Here is a 19,132-nt window from a genome sequence, read left to right on the forward strand (position 1 = left end):
GGCCTGGACGGACATCCGGTGGTGAGCCAGATGGTTCTCAGGGTTCTCGGCGGACGCTCGCGCCTCGCGGCGCTCGCGGCGGTCGCCACGCTGGTGCTCGGGCCGGTGCTCGCGGGATGCGGCGACGACGAGGGCTCGCCCTCGACCGCGCCCACGCCCTCCGCGTCCGTCCCGCCCCCGGCGAGCGACGGGCCGGCCGACCCGGCGGCGGCCGAGGCGGAGATCACCCGGAACTGGAAGGCGTTCTTCGACCCGAAGACGCCGGTGAACGAGAAGGCGAGACTGCTGGAGAACGGCGCCGAGATGATGCCGGTCCTCGCCGCCTTCGCGGGCGACCGGAACGCGGCGATGACCTCGGCCGCGGTGAAGACCGTCGAGTTCACCTCGCCCACCGGCGCGAACGTCACCTACGACCTGCTCGTCGGCGGCGCCCCCGCCCTCCCCGACACCAAGGGCACCGCCGTCCAGCAGGACGACGTCTGGAAGGTCTCCGTGAAGACCCTCTGCGGTCTCGTCGAGCTCAGCGGTGCGAACGTTCCGGGCTGCTGAGACGGCGGCGGCGCTCTTCCTGGCCGCGCTGCTCGCCCTGGCCACGGCCTGCGGCAGCCGGCTGCCGGAGAGCGCGTTCGAGACGCGGCCCACCGCCACCTCCCCCTCCGACGGTGAGCCGCTCCGCATCGGGATCATCAGCAGCGCCACCAGCCCCGTCGGCGGTGAGGCCTTCACCGGACCGCGCGACGGCGCCCGCGCCTGGTTCGACGCCCTCAACGCCCGCGGTGGCCTGGACGGCCGCCGGGTCGAGGTCGTCACCTGCGACGACGGCGGCAGCGGCGTCGGCAACAACGAGTGCGTGCACCGGCTGATCGACGAGCGGAAGGTGTTCGCCCTGGTCGCCACGACCGCGTTCGACTACGCCGGGGCCCCGCTCGTCTCCCGGGCCGGGGTCCCCGACATCGGCGGCCAGCCGCTCACCCCCGCCTACGACACCTACCCGCACCTGTACGGGATCTACGGCAGCTCCGCGCCCCGCACCGGGGCGGCGCCGGGCTGGAACGGGGTGCTGTACGGCGGCACCGAGGTCTACCGCTGGTTCGAGCGGGAGACGGGCGCGCGCACCGCCGCCGTCGTCTCCTACAACCAGGCCGCGTCGGCCGCGTACGCGCGCCTGGTCACCCAGGGCCTGCGGGCCGAGGGCTACCGGGTCGTCGACGAGCAGGTCGACTTCGCGCTGCCCAACTTCCGCGCGGTGGCCGCCGATCTCAAGGCGCAGGGCGCCGACCTCGTCTTCGACGCCCTGGACACGCACGGCAACGCCCGGCTCTGCGAGGCCATGGACGACGTCGGCGTCCACGTCACGGCGAAGGTGACCAACGTGCAGAACTGGTCCTCCACCGTGTCCCGCGACTACGCGAAGTCACCCGTGTGCCGGAACGCCCTGTGGGTGACGGGCTCCAGCCGCAACTACGCGGACGAGAACCATCCCGCGGTACGGGAGTTCCGCAAGGCGATGGGGCAAGGGCCGCTCTCCCAATGGCAGGTGGAGGGCTGGGCGGCCGCGATGTGGTTCACCGACGCGGCGCGCTCGTGCCTCGCCGAGGGCCCCCTCACCCGTGCCTGCGTCGAGCGCTTCGTCAACCGGGCGGAGCCGTACACCGCCCGTGGGCTGCTGCTTCCGGTGCGCTTCGAGAAGCTGCCGGAGCCGCCGAAGACCCGTCACACCTGCCTGTCCGTGGCACGTTGGCAGGACGACCGCGGCTGGGTCACCCAGGGGGACATGGACACCGACTGCGCCACCGTCCCCCAGCTCGGCTACCGACCGTGAAGTCCGCACGGGGAGTTCAGTACAGTCGCCTGCGACCACACACTTCACCGGGGGGAACCGGTAGCACGATGCGCATCTCCTTTCTGCTCCACAACGGCTACCACATCGGCGGCACCATCCGGACGACGTTCACCCTCGCGCAGGAGCTGGCGGAACGTCACGAGGTCGAGATCGTCTCGGTCTTCCGGCACCGCGACGAGCCGATCCTGGACGTGCCCGAGGGGGTGACCCTGCGTCATCTCGTCGACCTGCGGAAGAAGAGTCCGGGATACGACGGCGGGCACCCCGACTTCGCCCGGCCGGCCAAGGTCTTCCCGCGCGGCGACGGCCGCTGGAAGCAGTACAGCGCCCTCACCGACGCCCGGATCGGGGAGCATCTGCGCGCGGTCGAGGCGGACGTGGTCGTCGGCACCCGCCCCGGGCTCAACGTCCACCTCGCCAAGGAGGCCCGGCCCGGCGGCCCGGTCCTGGTCGGCCAGGAGCACCTGATCCTCGACGGACACACCTACCGGCTGCGGCGCGAGATCGGCCACCAGTACGCCCTCCTGGACGCCCTCACCACGGTCACCGAGGCCGACGCCCGGGCCTACCGCAACCGGCTGCGGCTCCCGGGCGTACGCATCGACGCCGTGCCCAACAGCGTCCCCGCGCCGAGCGTGCCGCCCGCCGACCCGGCCGCCAAGGTCGTCGTGGCGGCGGGACGCCTGATCCCGGTCAAGCGCTACGACGTGCTCATCGACGCCTTCGCCGAGGTCGCCGCGGCCCGCCCGGACTGGAAGCTGCGGATCTACGGCACCGGCGACGCCTCCGACAACCTCAGGAAGACGCTCGACCGGCAGATCGAGCGCCGAGGGCTGGGCGGGAACGTCTTCCTGATGGGCACCGCCAACCCGATGGAACCGGAGTGGGCCAAGGGCTCGATCGCGGCCGTCACCTCGCAGCGCGAGTCCTTCGGCATGACCATCGTCGAGGCGATGCGCTGCGGCCTTCCGGTCGTCTCCACCGACTGCCCCCACGGACCCCGCGAGATCATCGAGGACGGCGTCGACGGCCGCCTGGTACCGGTCGACGACGTGTCCGCGATCGCGGGGGCCCTGCTCGACCTCATCGACGACGACGGCCTGCGGGAGAAGGCCGCGCGGGCGGCGCGCACGTCGTCGGAGCGCTTCGACCCCGCCCGGATCGCCGTCCGGCACGAGGAGATCTGGACGGAGCTGGTCACCCGTGGCCACGCGGGGCGTGCCCACGGCCGCCTGGGCGACGCGCTGCACCGCGCGGCCGGCGGTGTGATCGACGCCGGCTACTCCCTGAAGGCCCGGATCGGCCGGCTGGTCCGCCGCTTCCGCTGAGCACCGGCCGCCCTCGGCGGGGCCACCCGGTTCCGCCGGACGGGCGGGCCGAGAAGGGCGGCCAGGCACGCCCGTCCGGGCCGTCCCCGGCCCCCGTCCCGCCCCGGATCGCGGACCGTAGCTGTCCGCGACTGCTGGCAGACTCGGCCCCATGTTGGAGACCTCCGCACGACTGCTCCGTCTGCTCTCGCTGCTGCAGGCCCACCGCGAGTGGTCGGGCGCCGACCTCGCCGACCGGCTCGGGGTCACCCCGCGGACCGTGCGACGCGACGTCGACCGGCTGCGCGAGCTCGGCTACCCGGTCAACGCCAGCCCCGGCACCGGTGGCGGGTACCAGCTCGGCGCCGGTGCCGAGCTCCCGCCGCTGCTCCTCGACGACGAGGAGGCCGTCGCCGTCGCCGTCGGACTGCGCACCGCCGCCGGACAGGGCATCGAGGGCATCGGCGAGACCTCCGTACGCGCCCTGGCCAAACTGGAGCAGGTGCTCCCGGCCCGGCTGCGCCGCAGGGTCGGCGCGCTGAACGCCTTCACCGTGCCGATGCTGCGCACCCCGCGGACCCAGGTCGACCCGGCCGTCCTCACCGATCTCGCCCATGCCTGCCGGGACGGCGAACGGCTGCGCTTCGAGTACCGCGACCACACCGGCGCCACCACCCGCCGCACCGTCGAACCGCACCGCCTGGTGTGCACCGAACGCCGCTGGTACCTGGTCGCCTGGGACGTGGACCGCGACGACTGGCGCACGTTCCGGGCCGACCGGATCGACCCGAGGCCGCCGCACGGCCCGCGCTTCCCGCCGCGCGAACCGCCGGCGGAGGACCTCGCCGCCTACGTCTCGAAGGGCGTCTCGTCCTCGGCGTACGCCGCCGAGGCGACGATCCGGCTCCATGTGCCGCTGGCCGAGGCCGCCCGGACGGTCGGGCCGATGGACGGCGTCCTGGAGGCCGACGGCGACGACGCCTGCCTCCTGCGCACCGGCGCGGGCAGTCTCGACTACCTGGTCTTCCACGTGACCCTGATGGGCCTCGAGTTCGAGGTGGTCGAGCCGCGGGAGCTCGACGGGCGGATGCGGGTGATCAGGGACCGGATGTCCCGGGCCCTGGACCGGGCAGCGGAGCGGCCGGCGGACTGACCCGGCCGCGTTCGAGGGCCGCGAACTCCGGGTGGTGCAGGTCGAACGCCGGCGCCTCGGAACGGATCCGCGGGACGGAGTCGAAGTTGTGGCGGGGCGGCGGGCAGGACGTCGCCCACTCCAGCGAGCGCCCGAAGCCCCAGGGGTCGTCGACGTCGACCTTCGGTCCGTACCTGGCGGTCCGCCAGACGTTGTACAGGAACGGCAGCGTGGAGATGCCGAGCAGGAACGCGCCGATGGTCGAGATCGTGTTCAGCGTGGTGAAGCCGTCGGCGTCGAGGTAGTCGGCGTACCGCCGGGGCATGCCCTCGGCGCCCAGCCAGTGCTGCACCAGGAAGGTGGTGTGGAAGCCGACGAAGAGCGTCCAGAAGTGGATCCGGCCCAGCTGCTCGTCCAGCATCTTGCCGGTGAACTTGGGCCACCAGAAGTGGAAGCCGGCGAAGGTCGCGAAGACGACCGTGCCGAAGACCGTGTAGTGGAAGTGCGCGACGACGAAGTACGAGTCGGTGACCGCGAAGTCCATCGGCGGCGAGGCCAGGATGATCCCGGTGAGCCCGCCGAAGAGGAAGGACACCAGGAACCCCACCGACCACAGCATCGGCGTCTCGAACGAGAGCGAGCCCCGCAGCATCGTGCCGGTCCAGTTGAAGAACTTCACGCCCGTCGGTACGGCGATGAGGAAGGACAGCAGCGAGAAGAAGGGCAGCAGCACCGCCCCCGTGGCGAACATGTGGTGCGCCCACACCACCACCGAGAGGCCGGTGATCGCCATGGTGGCGCCGATCAGCGTCGCGTAGCCGAAGATCGGCTTCCGGGAGAAGACCGGGATGATCTCGCTGATGATGCCGAAGAACGGCAGGGCGATGATGTAGACCTCGGGGTGGCCGAAGAACCAGAAGAGGTGCTGCCACAGCAGCGCGCCGCCGTTCGCCGCGTCGAAGACCACCGAGCCGAAGCGCCGGTCGGCCTCCAGCACCAGCAGCGCCGCCGCCAGGACCGGGAACGCCAGGAGCACCAGGATCGCGGTGAACAGGACGTTCCAGGTGAAGATCGGCATCCGGAACATCGTCATGCCCGGGGCCCGCATCCCGATGATCGTCGCCAGGAAGTTCACCGAGGTGAGGATGGTCCCGAAACCGGAGAGAGCCAGCCCCATGATCCACAGGTCGGCGCCGATGCCGGGGGACCGCTCCAGACCGTTCAGCGGGGCGTAGGCCGTCCACCCGAAGGCGGGGGGCCCGGTCGGTGCGAGCAGGGAGCCGACGACCATGAGGCCGCCCAGCAGGAACAGCCAGTACGAGAACATGTTCAGCCGCGGGAAGGCGACGTCCGGGGAGCCGATCTGCAGCGGCACCAGTTCGTTGGCGAAGCCGGCGAAGGTCGGCGTCGCGAAGAGCAGCAGCATGATCGTGCCGTGCAGGGTGAACGCCTGGTTGAACTGCTGGTTGTCCACGAGCTGGAGCCCGGGCCGGGCCAGCTCGGCGCGCATCACCATCGCCATCAGCCCGGCGGCCAGGAAGAACAGGAACGCGGTGATCAGATAGAGGTGGCCGATCTTCTTGTGATCGGTGGTGGTGAGCCAGTCGATCAGGACCCGCCCATGACGTTGGGGCGCCGATTCGACGGCCGCGCTCGCGGTCTCGGTGCCCACCATCGCTGCCTCCGCTGGTCCGGTCGTCCGGACATGATGCGCGCGCCGGGGGAGAGATCGACGGAGGCGAAGTCCGCGGCATGGTCCGGACGGCGGACGGTGTGCGGACCGTGTAAGGAAATCGTGAATGCCGGATCCCCGGGGTGGGCCCGTCAATTTCGCTGGCCGGGCGGGGAGACGGAATTCCGTGAACCCCTCCGGGAAGTGACGGACGAGGCCGGGAATTGCCGGAGAATCGGCTGGAAACTGCCCGAACGAGTGACGAAGCTCGTGTCAAACATATGTCGAGAACCTGTGACACAAGCGTGACCGCCGCGGTGCACGGGCTTGCTGGGACATCTCTCGCCGGCCACGCTTCCGTCACGGTCCGGCGCCGCCTAACGTGAGGCGCATGACACCGAAGCCGACCTCTCACGAACCGACCGACGACGGCTCCCCGGACTCCTACGTGGGGCTGGACGCGGAGCGCGCCGAACAGCTCGCGAGGCGCCGCGGCTGGAACGTCGTGCGTTCGCTGCCGCCCGGATCGATCATCACCATGGAGTACCTGGAGGGGCGCATCAACTTCGAGGTGGACGGCGGGACGGTCACCCGCTGCTGGCTCGGCTGACCCCCGACGGGCACGGGCCGGGGGCCCGGCGGGGCGGAGGCGCCCCCGGACACGCGGGAAGGGCCCCGGCCGGAGCCGGGGCCCTTCCCCTTGCGGTCGTGGCGGCGCTCAGCCGCCCGTGAGGGGCCGCGAGTGGCCCGGGCGGCGACTGCCGGCCGGAGTGACCGGAGTCCGCTCGGAACGCACCGTGTGGGCGCGGGGCGTGCTGAGCGGCGGAGCGAGTCGCCCCTCTCCGCGTCCGGCACGGCCACCGTGCACGCCGATGATCTCCCGTACCGGCTCCTCGGCCCCCGACGCGCGCGGCGGGAAGAGGGCGGGACGGGGTCCACCGGTCGCGACGGGCAGCGACGGCACCAGCCGGCGACGGGCGCGCAGCCGCTCGCGGAGCCGGTCGCGCAGCGCCAGGATCAGCGCCTCCGCCCGGGCGATCACCGGCTCGCACCAGGGCAGCGCGAGCAGGATCAGCAGGCCGGCGGCCCAGCCGAGCACCACGTCGCTCAGCCAGTGCGTGCCGAGGTAGACGGTGGTGAGGCCGACACCCAGCGCGACCACGGCGGACAGCGCCGACAGATAGCGCCGGGCCCGCGGCGTGGTCGCCAGATAGGCCAGGATTCCCCAGGTCACGACCGCGTTGGCGGTGTGTCCGGACGGAAATATATCGCCGCCGGCGAAGAGCTCGGCGGAGCCGATCTGCGTCGCGTAGTGGGGGCCGAGACGGCCGAGTCCGATCTTGACCGCGCCGACCGTGACGTTGAGCAGCAGCAGGGCGGCGCCGAGTGCCAGCAGGGGGCGCAGGGTGTGCTGGCGCCAGGAGCGCCAGCCCAGCCAGGCCGCCACCATCACGGCCGTCGGGCCGCGTTGGCCGAGGACGACGTAGTAGTCGAGGAAACCGTGGATCTCCGGCCACTGCTGGTACGGCCGGAAGAGCATGATCTTCCAGTCGAGGGTCACCAGCCCGGTGGAGAGCAGTACGGCGACGACGATCGCGAGATAGAACGCCGACGTCCCGCCGAAGAGGGCGAGACGCGTGCGGGTCATCCGCGGGACCTCTATCTTCGGCGGTTCCGGCTCCCGGTCCAGCCGGGCAAAGATGTCGGTACGCACCCAATCGACGTTACAGGGAGTGAGTACCGAGTCAGGGCGATCCCGTGCCTTCGTGATGACGATGTGATGTGGAGTAGGTCTCAACGCGGCGAATATCACCATCCGCGGTCGGCTAATCCGATGACCTTCTGCCCTATTGTCGCCGGGGGTTTTTCGGAAGTCTGTTTGTATGCCGTGGAATTGCTTCACACGGTTGTCCGAACGGAATTCCGTGCGACGCGCGGACCGGACGGAGTGGCGTACGCCACACTCGGCGGCCCGCCGGGGTGAGAGCTGCACCACGCGCTCGGGCCTTGAACTCGCGTACGCTGACGGCTCACTCGCCCGTCGATGCCGGGCCGCCCCGAGGACACGCGCCCCGGCCGGTGCCCGCCGAGCGCGAGGGAATCACTGGGAGGTACGTACATGCAGCGGACGATCACGGCCCGAACACGGCTCCGTGCCGCCGCGGGTGGTGCCAACCGCTGGGTCGTCCTCGTCGTCCTCTGCGTCAGCCTTCTGCTGGTCGCCCTGGACGCGACCATCCTCCACGTCGCGGTCCCCTCGGTCACCGAGGACCTGCGCCCCAGCTCCACCGCCCTGCTGTGGATCGTCGACGCCTATCCGCTGATCTGCGCGTCGCTCCTCATCCTCTTCGGCACGCTCGGTGACCGGGTCGGCCGGCGCCGTGTGCTGCTCATCGGTTACGCGCTGTTCGGCGTCGCCTCGGCGGTCGCCGCGCTCGCCACCGCCCCCGAGGTGCTGATCGCGGCCCGCGCCCTGCTGGGCGTCGGCGGCGCGATGATCATGCCCGCGACCCTCTCGATCCTCCGGGCGGTCTTCCCCGACCGGCGCGAGCGGGCCACCGCGATCGGGATCTGGACGGCGGTCGCCGCGGTCGGCGCCGCCACCGGCCCGGTGCTCGGCGGCTTCCTGGTCGAGCACTTCTGGTGGGGATCGGTCTTCCTGATCAACATCCCCCTGATGGCCTTCATCCTGCCGCTGGGCCGCTGGCTGCTCCCCGAGTCGCGGGGCGCCGCAGACGGCCCCTGGGACGTGCTCGGCGCGCTGATGGCCGCGGCCGGCGTGCTGGGCGTGGTCCTCGGAGTCAAGCGGCTCGGCGCGGGCGAGAGCCTGTCGGCCTTCCCGACCGCCGCACCGCTCCTCGTCGGGGCGGCGCTGCTGGTCGTCTTCGTGCGGCGGCAGAAGCGGCGCCGGCACCCGCTGATCGACATGCGGCTCTTCTCCCGGGCCGCCTTCACCACCTCCGTCGGCTGCATCGTGCTCGCCATGCTCGCGCTGGTCGGCCTGGAGCTCATCGCGGTCCAGTACCTCCAGCTGGTCCTCGGGCTCAGCCCCCTGGAGACCGGGCTGCGGCTGCTGCCGCTCACCTTCGCGGCCATGGCGGCCGGCGCCACCGGCACGTACACCCTGCACCGGATCGGACCGCGCCGGATGGTCGGCTGGGGCTTCGTGCTCACCGCCGCCGCCGTGCTGCTGCTGGTCCTGATGGGGCAGCACGACCGGCCCCTGCTGCTCACCGTCGGCTTCGTGCTGCTCGGTTTCGGCCTGCAGACCACCCTCTTCTCCGCGTACGAGTCGATGCTCAGCGAGGCCCCGCCGGAGAGCGCGGGAGGGGCGGCCGCCATCGGCGAGACCTCCTACCAGCTCGGCGCGGGCATGGGCATCGCGCTGCTCGGCAGCGTGATGAACGCCGCCTACGGTCCCGGGCTCTCCGGCGTCCCCGGGGTGCCGGACGGCGCGAGCCGGGCCGCCGCGAACTCGCTGGGCGAGGCCTACCAGGTGGCCGACGGCCTCGGCGGTCCGGCGGGCGAAGCACTGCACCGCGCGGCCCGGCACGCCTTCGTGCACGGCCTGCACGTGACGCTGTTCGTCAGCGCCGGGCTGCTGCTGCTCGGCGCGCTCATGGCGCTGCGGCTGCCCCGGGTCATGGAGTGCACGGTCGATCCGGAGGACCTGGCGGAGCGCCCCCGGGCGGCCGGGGCGGACGTCGCCCCCGGTGCCGGCGACCGGGCCGCCGCGGCCGGTCCGGACCGCCCGGGCGAGACGTCCGGGCAAGCCCGTACCGCGGGCCGCGGCGGGTCCGGCGAGCCCCTGCGGGTTCCCGCCACCCGTGAGCCCGTCGAGTCGGCCGGCTCTGGACGCACGGCACACTGACCCGTAACGTCGGCGCCGGTTCCTGACCGGACACCCCCTGGTCAGCGCGCGATCCGCCGGAGGCCCCCCGCATGTCCGCACCCTCGAAGCTGCCGCCCTTCGACCCGGCCGACCCGCTCGGCATCGACGACCTCCTCGACCCCGAGGACCTCGCCGTGCGGGAGACGGTCCGCGGCTGGGCCGCCGACCGGGTCCTGCCGCACATCGCCGAGTGGTACGAGCAGGGCGAGCTGCCCGCGATCCGCGAGCTGGCCCGCGAGCTCGGCTCGATCGGCGCCCTGGGCATGTCCCTGACCGGCTACGGCTGCGCGGGCGCCACCCACGTCCAGTACGGTCTTGCCTGCCTGGAGCTGGAGGCCGCCGACTCGGGCATCCGCTCCCTCGTGTCCGTGCAGGGTTCGCTGGCCATGTACGCGATCTGGAAGTTCGGCTCCGAGGAGCAGAAGCGCCAGTGGCTGCCCGGCATGGCGGCGGGCGAGATCATCGGCTGCTTCGGCCTCACCGAGCCGGACCACGGCTCGGACCCGGCCGGCATGCGCACCCACGCGAAGCGGGACGGCGACGACTGGGTGCTCAACGGCCGCAAGATGTGGATCACCAACGGCTCGGTGGCGGGCGTCGCCGTCGTCTGGGCGCAGACCGACGAGGGCATCCGCGGCTTCGTGGTCCCGACCGACGCGGCCGGATTCTCGGCGCCCGAGATCCGGCACAAGTGGTCGCTGCGGGCCAGCGTCACCAGCGAACTGGTCATGGACGACGTGCGCCTGCCGGCCGACGCCGTCCTCCCGGAGGTCGTCGGCCTGAAGGGACCGCTCAGCTGCCTCTCGCACGCCCGCTACGGCATCGTCTGGGGCGCGATGGGGGCGGCGCGGTCCTCGTTCGAGGCGGCGCTGTCGTACGCGAGGACGCGTGAGCAGTTCGGCAGGCCGATCGGCGGCTTCCAGCTCACCCAGGGCAAGCTCGCCGACATGGCGGTGGAGCTGCACAAGGGCATCCTGCTCGCCCACCACCTCGGGCGGCGACTCGACGCCGGAAGGCTCCGCCCCGAGCAGGTCAGCTTCGGCAAGCTCAACAACGTGCGGGAGGCCATCGAGATCTGCCGGACGTCGCGCACCATCCTCGGTGCCAACGGCATCTCGCTGGAGTACCCCGTGATGCGGCACGCCACCAACCTCGAGTCCGTCCTCACCTACGAGGGCACGGTCGAGATGCACCAGCTGGTCCTGGGCAAGGCGCTCACCGGCCTGGACGCCTTCCGGTAGGCGGCGGCTCGGAAGGCCCTCCGGTGAGCGGCCCTGCCCTCAGCTCTGGTTGAAGAAACCGTCCTGCGCGCGGGACGCGGGGTCCCCGCTGACGATCTGCGTGTCGGCGGGGGTCAGCAGGAAGACCCGCGTCGCCACGCGCTCGATGGATCCGCGCAGGCCGAAGGCGAGGCCGGCGGCGAAGTCCACCACACGCTTGGCGTCGGAGGGCTCCATGGCCGTGAGGTTCACGATGACCGGGACCCCGTCCCGGAAGAGCTCACCGATGCCCCGGGCGTCCCGGAACCCGTCCGGGGAGACGGTCGCGATCCGGCGGCCCTGCTCCTGCGCCGAGTCGGACGCCACCCGGACCCGGGGGTCCGTCACCCAGGCGTCGCCGCTCTCGGCACCCTCGGCGTACTCGTCGTCGTAGTAACGCTCGTCGTTGTCCTCGACGAGTCCCAGCCATGCACTCGCCTTGCGCACCGATCCCATGGACGCCTCCTTTCAGCGCGGTCACTTGTGGTTCCGCAATCCCTATCGTCGTCCATGATGCGGATTGCGCGCCAAGTGGATAGTCGGCGCGCGAGAGTTTCGTAACGGTACTGGTGCAGAACGTGAGGCCCGATTTCTGGCGATCAGTCAGGAATCTTGCGGTATGCGGGGCCTGACAGAGGATTGGATGGGGGTGTGCAACTCAAAATATGAAAGTCGGGCCAGAAGGGTGACGACAGGGGCGTACGGGTGAACGACCGGGCTCGGTACGATGCCTGCCGCACAGGCGCGCGAAGCACGGGGGATCACTTGTTCGGAATCGTCAGGCCCTGCACCCACCGCCTCGGTGACGGCCTCAAGACGGAGTGGATGGCCCATCTCTGCGGCCTCTGTCTGGCGCTTCGTGCCGACCACGGGCAGTTCGCCCGGGTGGTCACCAACTACGACGGCCTGATCGTCTCCGTCCTGACGGAGGCTCAGACCGGCACCCGTGACGGCGCGGTGGCGGGCGGGCGCCGCACGGCGGGTCCGTGCCCCCTGCGCCAGATGAAGAGCGCCCCGGTCGCCCAGGGCGAGGGGGCCCGGCTCGCCGCGGCGGTCTCGCTGGTGCTCGCCTCCGCCAAGGTCCGCGACCACGTCGCCGACGGCGACGGTCTGCTGGCCCGCCGGCCGGTCGCCGCCGCCGCCCGCCGGGTCGCCAGGTCCTGGGACCGCGCGGGCGCGCGGACCGGGCGGGAACTCGGCTTCGACACGGCCGTCCTGGTCGACGCGGTGGACCGGCAGACCGGGATCGAGGCGCTGGCCGGCCCCGGCACGCCGCTGCTGGTCGTGACCGAGCCCACGGAGACGGCGACGGCCGCGGCCTTCGCCCACACCGCGGTACTCGCCGGCCGGCCCGGGAATGTGGAGCCGCTCGCCGAGGCCGGCCGGCTCTTCGGCCGGCTCGCCCACCTGCTCGACGCCGTGGAGGACCGGGAGGCCGACGCCGCAACGGGCGCGTGGAACCCGCTCACCGCGACCGGGACCTCGCTCGACGAGGCGCGGCGGCTCGCCGACGACGCGCTGCACGGCATCCGGCTGGCGCTGCGGGACGCGGAGTTCGTCAACGGCCGGCTGGCGCACGTGCTGCTCGCGCACGAACTGCGCAACTCCGTGGACCGCGCCTTCGGCACGACCGCCTGCGCGCACCGCGCCGGTCCGGCGGGGCATGCGGGGGACGCGATGCCGGACCCGACGGGCGCGCACCAGCCCGGCCCGTACCAGCCGGGTCCCTACGCCCCGGGGCCGGTGCCCGGGAACCCGTACGCGCCCGGGCCGGGGGGACCCGGCGGCGGAGGCCCGTTTCCCCCGGAGCCGCCGAACCGCGGCCGAGGGCTGATCGCCGGCTGCGCGGTCTGGATGGGCCTGGCCTGCACCTGCCAGTTGTGCTGCGGCACCTACGAGGACCCCTGGAGCCGGCAGCGCAAGGAGAGCCTGTGCAGCAACTGTGACTGCAGCGGCTGCGGCGACTGCTGCAATTGCTGCAACTGCTGTGGTGGCGAGGGTGACGGCGGTGACGGAGGCTGCTGCGACGGCTGTGACTGCGGTTGCGACTGCGGCTGCTGACGGCACGTCCGGCCGCCCCGAGGGCCGGGAGCGGGGCGCCGCGCGGCACCCCGCCCCGTACGGCCGTCGCTACTTCGTCGGCGCCGGGATCTCCGGGGGCGAGATGCGGGACTCGGCGATGGCCGAGTCCGTCAGCCCCCACTTCCGCAGGATCCGGTCGTACGTGCCGTCCTTCTTCAGCCGGTTCACCGCCGCCTGGAAGGCCGGGGCCAGCGGCGTCCCCTTCTTGAAGGCGAAGCCCACGTCGAGGCGCCGGTACTCGTTGAGGAACCTCACGTTCTCCTGCTGGGTCACCGCGTAGCGCAGGCCGTTGACCGTGCTCATCAGCACGTCGCTGCGCCCCTGCTGGAGCGACATCCACTGGGCGCCCTGATCGGAGAAGCTCTGGATCGTGTACGGCTTCCTGCCCGCCGCGGAGCACCGGGCCTTGTTCCGCTCCAGCGTCGCCTCGAAGGTCGTCCCGCCTCCCGTGGCCACGTTCAGACCGCACAGCTGGGTGAGGTCGGTGACCTTCTTCAGCGGGCTGTCCGCCCGCGCCGCGAACCCCTGGCCGTCGTTGATGTACGTGACGAAGTCGATGGTCCGGCGCCGCTCCTCGGTCACCCCGAAGTTCCCGGTGCCGAAGTCGTACTTGCCGCTGCCCAGGGCCGGCAGGATCGCCTCCCAGCTCACCACCTCACGCGTGAGCCGGAGACCGAGGACCTTCGCCACCGCGTCCGTCAGGTCCACGTCCCCGCCGACCAGCGTGCGGCCGTCCGGGAGGTAGGCCGCGCCGGGCAGGCTGCCCGTCGACGAGGCCACCGAGACGGTGCCCCGCTGCCGGACGTCCGCGGGCAGCAGCGCGGCCGCCGCCTCGTCCTTGGTCACGGCCGAGACCACGTCGGCCGTCGGGACCGCCCCCTTCTTCGCTCCCGCCGCGCCGGCGGGCGTGGTCGCCGGGTCGCCCGTACCGCAGGCGGTGAGGGCGAGCGCGGCGGTGGTGATCAGGGCGAGGACGGCGGTGTGGCGCCGTACGCCGCCGGGGCGCGCCGCGGTGTTCCCTGGGGCGGTGGCCCGTGCGCCGGCGGACGGTGCGTCGGCGGGTCGGGTGTCGGTGGGTCGGGCGGCCTCGGAGCGCGTGCCGGCGGGCAGCCGCGTGCTGGTGGGCCGGGTGCTGGTGGGGCTCATGGCTTCGGGGTCTCCAAGTGTTTCTCGAACGGCAGCGGGCCGATCGATTCCGGATCCGCCGACACGTCGAAGAGCGGGCGGTATCCGGCGGCCAGGTAGAGGCCCTTGGCCTCGGGCTGGCGCGGTCCGGTGGTCAGGAAGATGCGGGTGTATCCGGCGTCGGCCGCCTCACGTTCGAGGACGGTCAGGACCCGCCGGGCGAGGCCCCGCCGGCGGTGCGCCGAGTGGGTCCAGATCCGCTTCAGTTCGGCGGTCCCGTCGTCGTAGCGGCGGTAGGCGCCGCCGGCGACGGGCCGGCCCTGTTCGAGCAGGAGCAGGAACGCGCCCCGGGGCGCCGCGAACTCCTCGGGCGGATAGCGGTCGAGGTCGTCGGCGGAGCCGTAGCGGGAGTTGTACTCGTACGCCAGCTCGTCGAGGAGCGGGCGGGCCAAGGGGTCGTCGACCGTCGTCCGGCGCACGGACAGCGCGGACGCCGGGCTCGGGGTGAAGGTCATGGGTGTCCTTCGGGGCCGCGGAGCGGGCAGGGGAGTCCGGGGCGCGACGTCGTCGCGCCCGGGCGGGCGGAGGAGGGTGGGGCAGGGCGGCGCAGTGCGGGACGGCGGACGTCGAGACGCGACGACGTCGCGCCCGGGCAGGGCGAGGAGAGCCCGGACCGGCCGGATCAGGGCAGATCAGGCGAGGCCGGGGCAGGGCGGAGCGAGGGGAGGAAGAGCTCGACTACACAGGTGGAGACGCCGCGGAAGAGAGCGCGGGCAGGCGAAACGCAGGGGGTCGGCTCAACAGGAGGAGGACCACACGCGACCGAAGTCGATGTGGGAGCGCGTGACCAGCCATTGCTGCGAATGCATGGCCCAAGTGGAACAGGCATCCGTTTCCCCGTCAACCAGGTGAGACGTACAGCTCACAGTTCGGACACCCTTGACAGCCAACGGTGTTGACCGCATAGCCTCGAAGGGCGGATCGAGCTGAGGGGCTCGGATCCGCGCTCGTCTCCATGTGCAGGCGCACTCCCGTGTTCGATCCACGCATCCACGGAGCCTTCGCATGTCCGCGACCCTCACCAAAGCGGCCGGCCGCACCCCGGCCGCCGATCCACCCCGCATCGTCCCCGCCCGCCGCACCGGCCAGTGGACCGCGGCCGCCGCCGTCCTCGTCCTCCTCGCGCTCGGACTCCTCTCGGTCGTCCGCAACGAGGCCTTCCAATGGGACGTCGTCGGCACGTACTTCACCTCGGCCGCCGTCCTGCGCGGCCTCGGTCTCACCCTCTGGCTGACCGCCCTCGTCATGCTCCTGGGCTTCGCGCTGGGCACCCTGCTCGCCGTGTTCAGACTCTCCGCCAACCCGGTCCTGAAGGCGGTCAGCTGGGGCTACGTCTGGTTCTTCCGTTCCACGCCGATCCTGGTCCAGCTGCTCTTCTGGTTCAACATCGGAGCCCTCTACCCGCAGATCCTCGGCATCCACACGGTCAACCTCCTCGGCCCGGTGGCCGTCGCCGTCATCGGACTGACCCTGCACGAAGCCGCGTACGCCGCCGAGGTGGTGCGCGGCGGCATCCTCTCCGTCGACCGCGGCCAGATCGAGGCCGCGCAGTCCCTCGGCCTCGGCCGACTGCGCCGGTTCTCCCGGATCGTGCTGCCCCAGGCGATGCGCTCGATCGTCCCGCCCGCCGGGAACATGCTGATCGGCACCCTCAAGGGCACCTCCATCGTCTCCGTGATCGCCGTCCAGGACCTGCTCTACTCCGTCCAGCTCGTCTACCACCGCACCTACCAGGTCGTGCCGCTGCTGCTGGTCGCCACGATCTGGTACGTCGCGGTCACCTCGGTCCTCGGCATCGGACAGCACTACGTGGAGCGGCACTACGCGCGCGGCACGGCGGGTGCGCGATGACGCCGCGAGCCGCCCTCGTCATCGTGGGAGCCGGGCCGCGGGGGACCGGACTCCTGGAGCGCATCGCCGCCAACCTGCCCGAGCTGTACGACGACCGGCCGCTGGACGTCCACCTCGTCGACCCCCACCCGGCCGGCGGCGGGCGCATCTGGCGCACCGGCCAGTCCCCACTGCTCTGGATGAACTCGCAGGCCGAGGACGTCACCATGTTCACCGACGAGACCGTGGAGATCGCCGGACCCGTCCGGCCGGGACCCACGCTCGCCGAGTGGGCGGGCCTCGACGGACGCACCTTCCCCAGCCGGCCCCAGCAGGGCGCCTACCTGCGCTGGGTGTACGAGGACGCCCGCGCCGCGCTGCCGGCCTCCGTCACCGTCCACGAACACCGCACCAGCGCGGTACGGGTGAGCGGCCCGCGCGAGGGCCGCCAGCGCGTCTGGCTGGCGGACCGCTCCACACCCCTCCTGGCCGACCTCGTCGTCCTCACCATCGGCCATCTCGACGCCGAACCCGGCAAGGACCAGCGGGAACTGGCGGACTTCGCCGCCCGCCACGGACTCCTCCACCTGCCGCCCGACTTCACCGCCGACACGGACCTGTCGGCGCTCCCCGCCGGCGAACCCGTCCTCGTGCGCGGCTTCGGGCTGGCCTTCGTCGACCTGATGGTGCTGCTCACCGAGGGCCGCGGCGGGCGGTACGAGAACGGGGAGTACGTGCCCTCGGGCAAGGAGCCGCTCCTCCACGTCGGATCGCGGCGAGGAGTCCCGTACCACTCCAAGATCGGCTACGCCCTGGAAGGCGAACGGCCCCCGCTGCCGCGCTTCTTCGGCCCCGCGGAGGTCGACGAGCTGCTGCGGCGGCCCGGCCTCGCCGACTTCCGGCGCGACGTCCTGCCCCTGATCGACAAGGAGCTCGGCTGGGCCCACTACCACCGGCTCCTCACCGCTCACCCCGAACGGACCGCCGTCGACCGGTCCGCCTTCGAGGAGGCGTACGCGGCCGCCGCGCCCGGCTCCGCCGAGCTCGCCGCGGTCGTCGCCGCCGCGGTGCCCGACCCCGCCGACCGGCTCGACCTCGACGCCCTCGACCATCCGCTGGACGGGGTGCGCTTCGCGTCGGGCGACGCCCTCCAGGATGCGCTGCGCCGCCACATCGGCGACGACCTGGAGCGGCGCCACGACCCCGGGCACAGCCCGGATCTGGCCGTCTTCGGCGCGCTCCTGTCGGTCTACGGCCAGCTCATCCGGCTCGGCGACGCCGGCGATCCGGACAACTGGTGGCACGGGTTCTTCAGCTTCCTCGCCTCCGGGCCGCCCGGCCCCCGGCTCCGGCAGCTCCTCGCCCTGTCGCGCGCCGGGATCGTCCGCTTCCTCGGCGCCGGCACGACGGTCGAGGCCGACGAGGAACGCGGCGTCTTCCGGGCCACCTCGGCCAGCGTGCCGGGGGAGTGGACCGAGGCCCGCGCCCTGGTCGAGGCCCGGCTCCCCGACGCGACCGTCGAACTCACCGGCAGCCCGCTGCTGCGCGCCCTCCACGAGGAGGGCGCGCGGGCCACCGACGCAGGACTGCTCGCCGTCGACCCCGCCGACGGACGGATCCTGGGCCAGGACGGCCGGCCCCACCCGCGGCGCTTCGCGCTCGGCCCGCCCACCACCGCCCGGGCCGGCGGCGCCTTCACCCGGCCGCGCACCGGCGGGATCGCCTTCCGGCAGAACGACGCGACGGCGCGCACCGCGCTCGCGTTCCTGCGGGACCTCTCCTGTCGCACCCCCCTGAGCGCGAGCGCGTGACGTCCGGCAGGCCCGGCCGCCCCCGGCGGGCGCCCACCTGCCCGTAGCCCCACAGTCACGTGGTCCTCGGTCCCGTGGCTCCACGGTCCCGTGCCTCCGGGGTGCGCAGTGGCCCCGAAGGCTCCGGCCGTCCGCCGCCGCGACGCCCGCCCGATCCCGGCACCCCCGGCCCGCCCGCTCCCGAGGGCGCGGCCCCCGCCTCCGTACCCCTTCCCAAGGAACCGTCATGGCCCTCACCAGCGATCCACCCCTCGACGTGGCGAAACCCCCCGCCGCCCCGGACGGAGCGGCGCTCACGGTCGTCCCCGTCCGCCACCCCTGGCGCTGGGTCGCCGTCGTCGTCACCGCCGTGCTGCTGCTGCAGTTCGCCCACGGCCTGGTCACCAACCCCGGCTGGGAGTGGGACGTCTTCGCCCGCTTCTTCAGCACCGAGACGATCCTCCACGCCGTCTGGGTCACCCTCCAGCTGACCTTCTACGGCACGGCCCTCGGCTTCGCCCTCGGCATCGTGCTCGCCTTCATGCGCCTGTCGGCCAGCCCGTTCCTGAAGGCCGTGGCCTTCGGCTACATCTGGGCCTTCCGCTCGATCCCGCTGATCGTCCAACTGCTCTTCTGGTTCAACCTGGCCTACCTCTACGAGGAGCTGAGCTTCGGCATCCCCTTCGGGCCGTCCTTCTACTCCTTCGACACGATGGGTCTGGTCGGCGCCATGAGCGCGGCCGTCCTCGGTCTCGCCCTGCACCAGGCCGCCTACGCGGCGGAGATCGTCCGCGGCGGCGTCCTGGCCGTGGACGCCGGGCAACTGGAGGCCGCCGCCGCCCTCGGCATCCCGCGCCTGCGCCAGCTGCGCCGGATCGTCCTGCCCCAGGCGATGCGCTCGATCCTGCCCAACGCCGCCAACGAGATCATCTCGCTCTTCAAGGGCACCTCGATCGTCTCCGTGATGGCGATCGGTGAACTCTTCTACCAGGTCCAGGTCGTCTACGGCCGCAACGGACGCGTCGTCCCGCTCCTGATGGTCGCCACCGCCTGGTACGTCCTGCTGACCACCGCGCTCTCCGTCCTCCAGCACTACGTCGAACGCCACTACGCCAAGGGAGCCGTGCGATGAGCGCCCCC

16 protein-coding genes are annotated in these 19,132 nt (G+C 72.5%); 11 read left to right on the plus strand and 5 right to left on the minus strand.

The annotated features are described in order from the left end of the window. The first annotated feature begins 30 nt into the window (after positions 1-30). From ACGFZF_RS35895 to ACGFZF_RS35910, 4 genes are all read left to right on the plus strand, one after another. Positions 31-549, plus strand: a complete 519-nt coding sequence (locus ACGFZF_RS35895; RefSeq protein WP_393561269.1) for a hypothetical protein — start codon at positions 31-33, stop codon at positions 547-549. Beyond that, the gene (locus tag ACGFZF_RS35900) at positions 527-1,822 is read left to right on the plus strand and encodes an ABC transporter substrate-binding protein (RefSeq protein WP_393561271.1); all 1,296 of its coding nucleotides are present in this window, start codon (positions 527-529) and stop codon (positions 1,820-1,822) included. Before ACGFZF_RS35895 ends, ACGFZF_RS35900 begins: the two co-directional genes overlap by 23 nt. Positions 1,823-1,890: 68 nt before the next feature. Continuing rightward, positions 1,891-3,171: a glycosyltransferase family 4 protein gene (locus tag ACGFZF_RS35905; protein WP_393561273.1), complete on the plus strand. Its 1,281-nt coding sequence runs from the start codon at positions 1,891-1,893 to the stop codon at positions 3,169-3,171. A gap of 151 nt (positions 3,172-3,322) precedes the next feature. Further along, complete coding sequence (locus ACGFZF_RS35910) at positions 3,323-4,303, plus strand: helix-turn-helix transcriptional regulator (RefSeq protein ID WP_393561275.1); 981 nt, start codon at positions 3,323-3,325, stop codon at positions 4,301-4,303. On the opposite strand, the gene ctaD is transcribed toward ACGFZF_RS35910, so the two are convergent. Next, positions 4,248-5,954, minus strand: coding sequence for a cytochrome c oxidase subunit I (ctaD, locus tag ACGFZF_RS35915; RefSeq protein WP_393561317.1), 1,707 nt, complete (start codon positions 5,952-5,954; stop codon positions 4,248-4,250). The genes ACGFZF_RS35910 and ctaD overlap by 56 nt on opposite strands. A gap of 391 nt (positions 5,955-6,345) precedes the next feature. Here ctaD and ACGFZF_RS35920 point away from each other — a divergent pair, with 391 nt between their 5' ends. Further along, positions 6,346-6,564 (plus strand): I78 family peptidase inhibitor, encoded by a 219-nt coding sequence (locus ACGFZF_RS35920; protein WP_393561277.1) that lies wholly within the window; start codon positions 6,346-6,348, stop codon positions 6,562-6,564. Between the two features lie 108 nt (positions 6,565-6,672). Here the strand turns inward: ACGFZF_RS35920 and ACGFZF_RS35925 are convergent, their stop codons facing one another. Further along, positions 6,673-7,668, minus strand: a complete 996-nt coding sequence (locus tag ACGFZF_RS35925; protein ID WP_393561279.1) for a phosphatase PAP2 family protein — start codon at positions 7,666-7,668, stop codon at positions 6,673-6,675. Between the two features lie 405 nt (positions 7,669-8,073). Between ACGFZF_RS35925 and ACGFZF_RS35930 the strand changes: the two genes are divergently transcribed. Together ACGFZF_RS35930 and ACGFZF_RS35935 are read left to right on the plus strand one after the other, a co-directional pair. Further along, positions 8,074-9,825: an MFS transporter gene (locus ACGFZF_RS35930; protein ID WP_393561280.1), complete on the plus strand. Its 1,752-nt coding sequence runs from the start codon at positions 8,074-8,076 to the stop codon at positions 9,823-9,825. A 71-nt stretch (positions 9,826-9,896) separates the two neighbouring features. Next, positions 9,897-11,087, plus strand: coding sequence for an acyl-CoA dehydrogenase family protein (locus ACGFZF_RS35935; RefSeq protein ID WP_356603012.1), 1,191 nt, complete (start codon positions 9,897-9,899; stop codon positions 11,085-11,087). Positions 11,088-11,126: 39 nt separating this feature from the next. On the opposite strand, the gene ACGFZF_RS35940 is transcribed toward ACGFZF_RS35935, so the two are convergent. After that, positions 11,127-11,561: a cell division protein SepF gene (locus tag ACGFZF_RS35940; RefSeq protein ID WP_147977326.1), complete on the minus strand. Its 435-nt coding sequence runs from the start codon at positions 11,559-11,561 to the stop codon at positions 11,127-11,129. A 309-nt stretch (positions 11,562-11,870) separates the two neighbouring features. Between ACGFZF_RS35940 and ACGFZF_RS35945 the strand changes: the two genes are divergently transcribed. Then, positions 11,871-13,166, plus strand: coding sequence for a DUF5685 family protein (locus tag ACGFZF_RS35945; RefSeq protein ID WP_393561286.1), 1,296 nt, complete (start codon positions 11,871-11,873; stop codon positions 13,164-13,166). A 69-nt stretch (positions 13,167-13,235) separates the two neighbouring features. Here ACGFZF_RS35945 and ACGFZF_RS35950 read toward each other — a convergent pair whose 3' ends face one another. Together ACGFZF_RS35950 and ACGFZF_RS35955 are read right to left on the minus strand one after the other, a co-directional pair. Beyond that, complete coding sequence (locus tag ACGFZF_RS35950) at positions 13,236-14,333, minus strand: ABC transporter substrate-binding protein (protein WP_393561288.1); 1,098 nt, start codon at positions 14,331-14,333, stop codon at positions 13,236-13,238. After that, positions 14,330-14,827, minus strand: coding sequence for a GNAT family N-acetyltransferase (locus ACGFZF_RS35955; RefSeq protein ID WP_393561290.1), 498 nt, complete (start codon positions 14,825-14,827; stop codon positions 14,330-14,332). Before ACGFZF_RS35955 ends, ACGFZF_RS35950 begins: the two co-directional genes overlap by 4 nt. A gap of 550 nt (positions 14,828-15,377) precedes the next feature. On the opposite strand from ACGFZF_RS35955, the gene ACGFZF_RS35960 reads away from it, so the two are divergent. The 3 genes from ACGFZF_RS35960 to ACGFZF_RS35970 all read left to right on the plus strand — a co-directional run bounded on the left by ACGFZF_RS35960 (position 15,378) and on the right by ACGFZF_RS35970 (position 19,124). After that, positions 15,378-16,223, plus strand: coding sequence for an amino acid ABC transporter permease (locus ACGFZF_RS35960; protein ID WP_356603019.1), 846 nt, complete (start codon positions 15,378-15,380; stop codon positions 16,221-16,223). Continuing rightward, positions 16,220-18,013: an FAD/NAD(P)-binding protein gene (locus ACGFZF_RS35965; protein ID WP_393561293.1), complete on the plus strand. Its 1,794-nt coding sequence runs from the start codon at positions 16,220-16,222 to the stop codon at positions 18,011-18,013. The genes ACGFZF_RS35960 and ACGFZF_RS35965 overlap by 4 nt, the downstream gene beginning before the upstream one ends. Positions 18,014-18,239: 226 nt before the next feature. Then, positions 18,240-19,124: an amino acid ABC transporter permease gene (locus ACGFZF_RS35970; protein WP_393561295.1), complete on the plus strand. Its 885-nt coding sequence runs from the start codon at positions 18,240-18,242 to the stop codon at positions 19,122-19,124. The last annotated feature ends 8 nt before the right edge of the window (positions 19,125-19,132 follow it).

The organism is Streptomyces sp. NPDC048338 (assembly GCF_043201055.1).
In the GTDB taxonomy this organism is placed as follows: domain Bacteria; phylum Actinomycetota; class Actinomycetes; order Streptomycetales; family Streptomycetaceae; genus Streptomyces.

What these genes read in the sequence shown, in the direction of transcription:
- ACGFZF_RS35895 (WP_393561269.1), top strand. Translation starts at nt 31, where the DNA reads ATGGTTCTCAGGGTTCTCGGCGGACGCTCGCGCCTCGCGGCGCTCGCG.
- ACGFZF_RS35905 (WP_393561273.1), top strand. Translation starts at nt 1,891, where the DNA reads ATGCGCATCTCCTTTCTGCTCCACAACGGCTACCACATCGGCGGCACC.
- ACGFZF_RS35910 (WP_393561275.1), top strand. Translation starts at nt 3,323, where the DNA reads ATGTTGGAGACCTCCGCACGACTGCTCCGTCTGCTCTCGCTGCTGCAG.
- ACGFZF_RS35920 (WP_393561277.1), top strand. Translation starts at nt 6,346, where the DNA reads ATGACACCGAAGCCGACCTCTCACGAACCGACCGACGACGGCTCCCCG.
- ACGFZF_RS35930 (WP_393561280.1), top strand. Translation starts at nt 8,074, where the DNA reads ATGCAGCGGACGATCACGGCCCGAACACGGCTCCGTGCCGCCGCGGGT.
- ACGFZF_RS35935 (WP_356603012.1), top strand. Translation starts at nt 9,897, where the DNA reads ATGTCCGCACCCTCGAAGCTGCCGCCCTTCGACCCGGCCGACCCGCTC.
- ACGFZF_RS35940 (WP_147977326.1), bottom strand. Translation starts at nt 11,561, where the DNA reads ATGGGATCGGTGCGCAAGGCGAGTGCATGGCTGGGACTCGTCGAGGAC.
- ACGFZF_RS35950 (WP_393561288.1), bottom strand. Translation starts at nt 14,333, where the DNA reads ATGAGCCCCACCAGCACCCGGCCCACCAGCACGCGGCTGCCCGCCGGC.
- ACGFZF_RS35955 (WP_393561290.1), bottom strand. Translation starts at nt 14,827, where the DNA reads ATGACCTTCACCCCGAGCCCGGCGTCCGCGCTGTCCGTGCGCCGGACG.
- ACGFZF_RS35960 (WP_356603019.1), top strand. Translation starts at nt 15,378, where the DNA reads ATGTCCGCGACCCTCACCAAAGCGGCCGGCCGCACCCCGGCCGCCGAT.
- ACGFZF_RS35965 (WP_393561293.1), top strand. Translation starts at nt 16,220, where the DNA reads ATGACGCCGCGAGCCGCCCTCGTCATCGTGGGAGCCGGGCCGCGGGGG.
- ACGFZF_RS35970 (WP_393561295.1), top strand. Translation starts at nt 18,240, where the DNA reads ATGGCCCTCACCAGCGATCCACCCCTCGACGTGGCGAAACCCCCCGCC.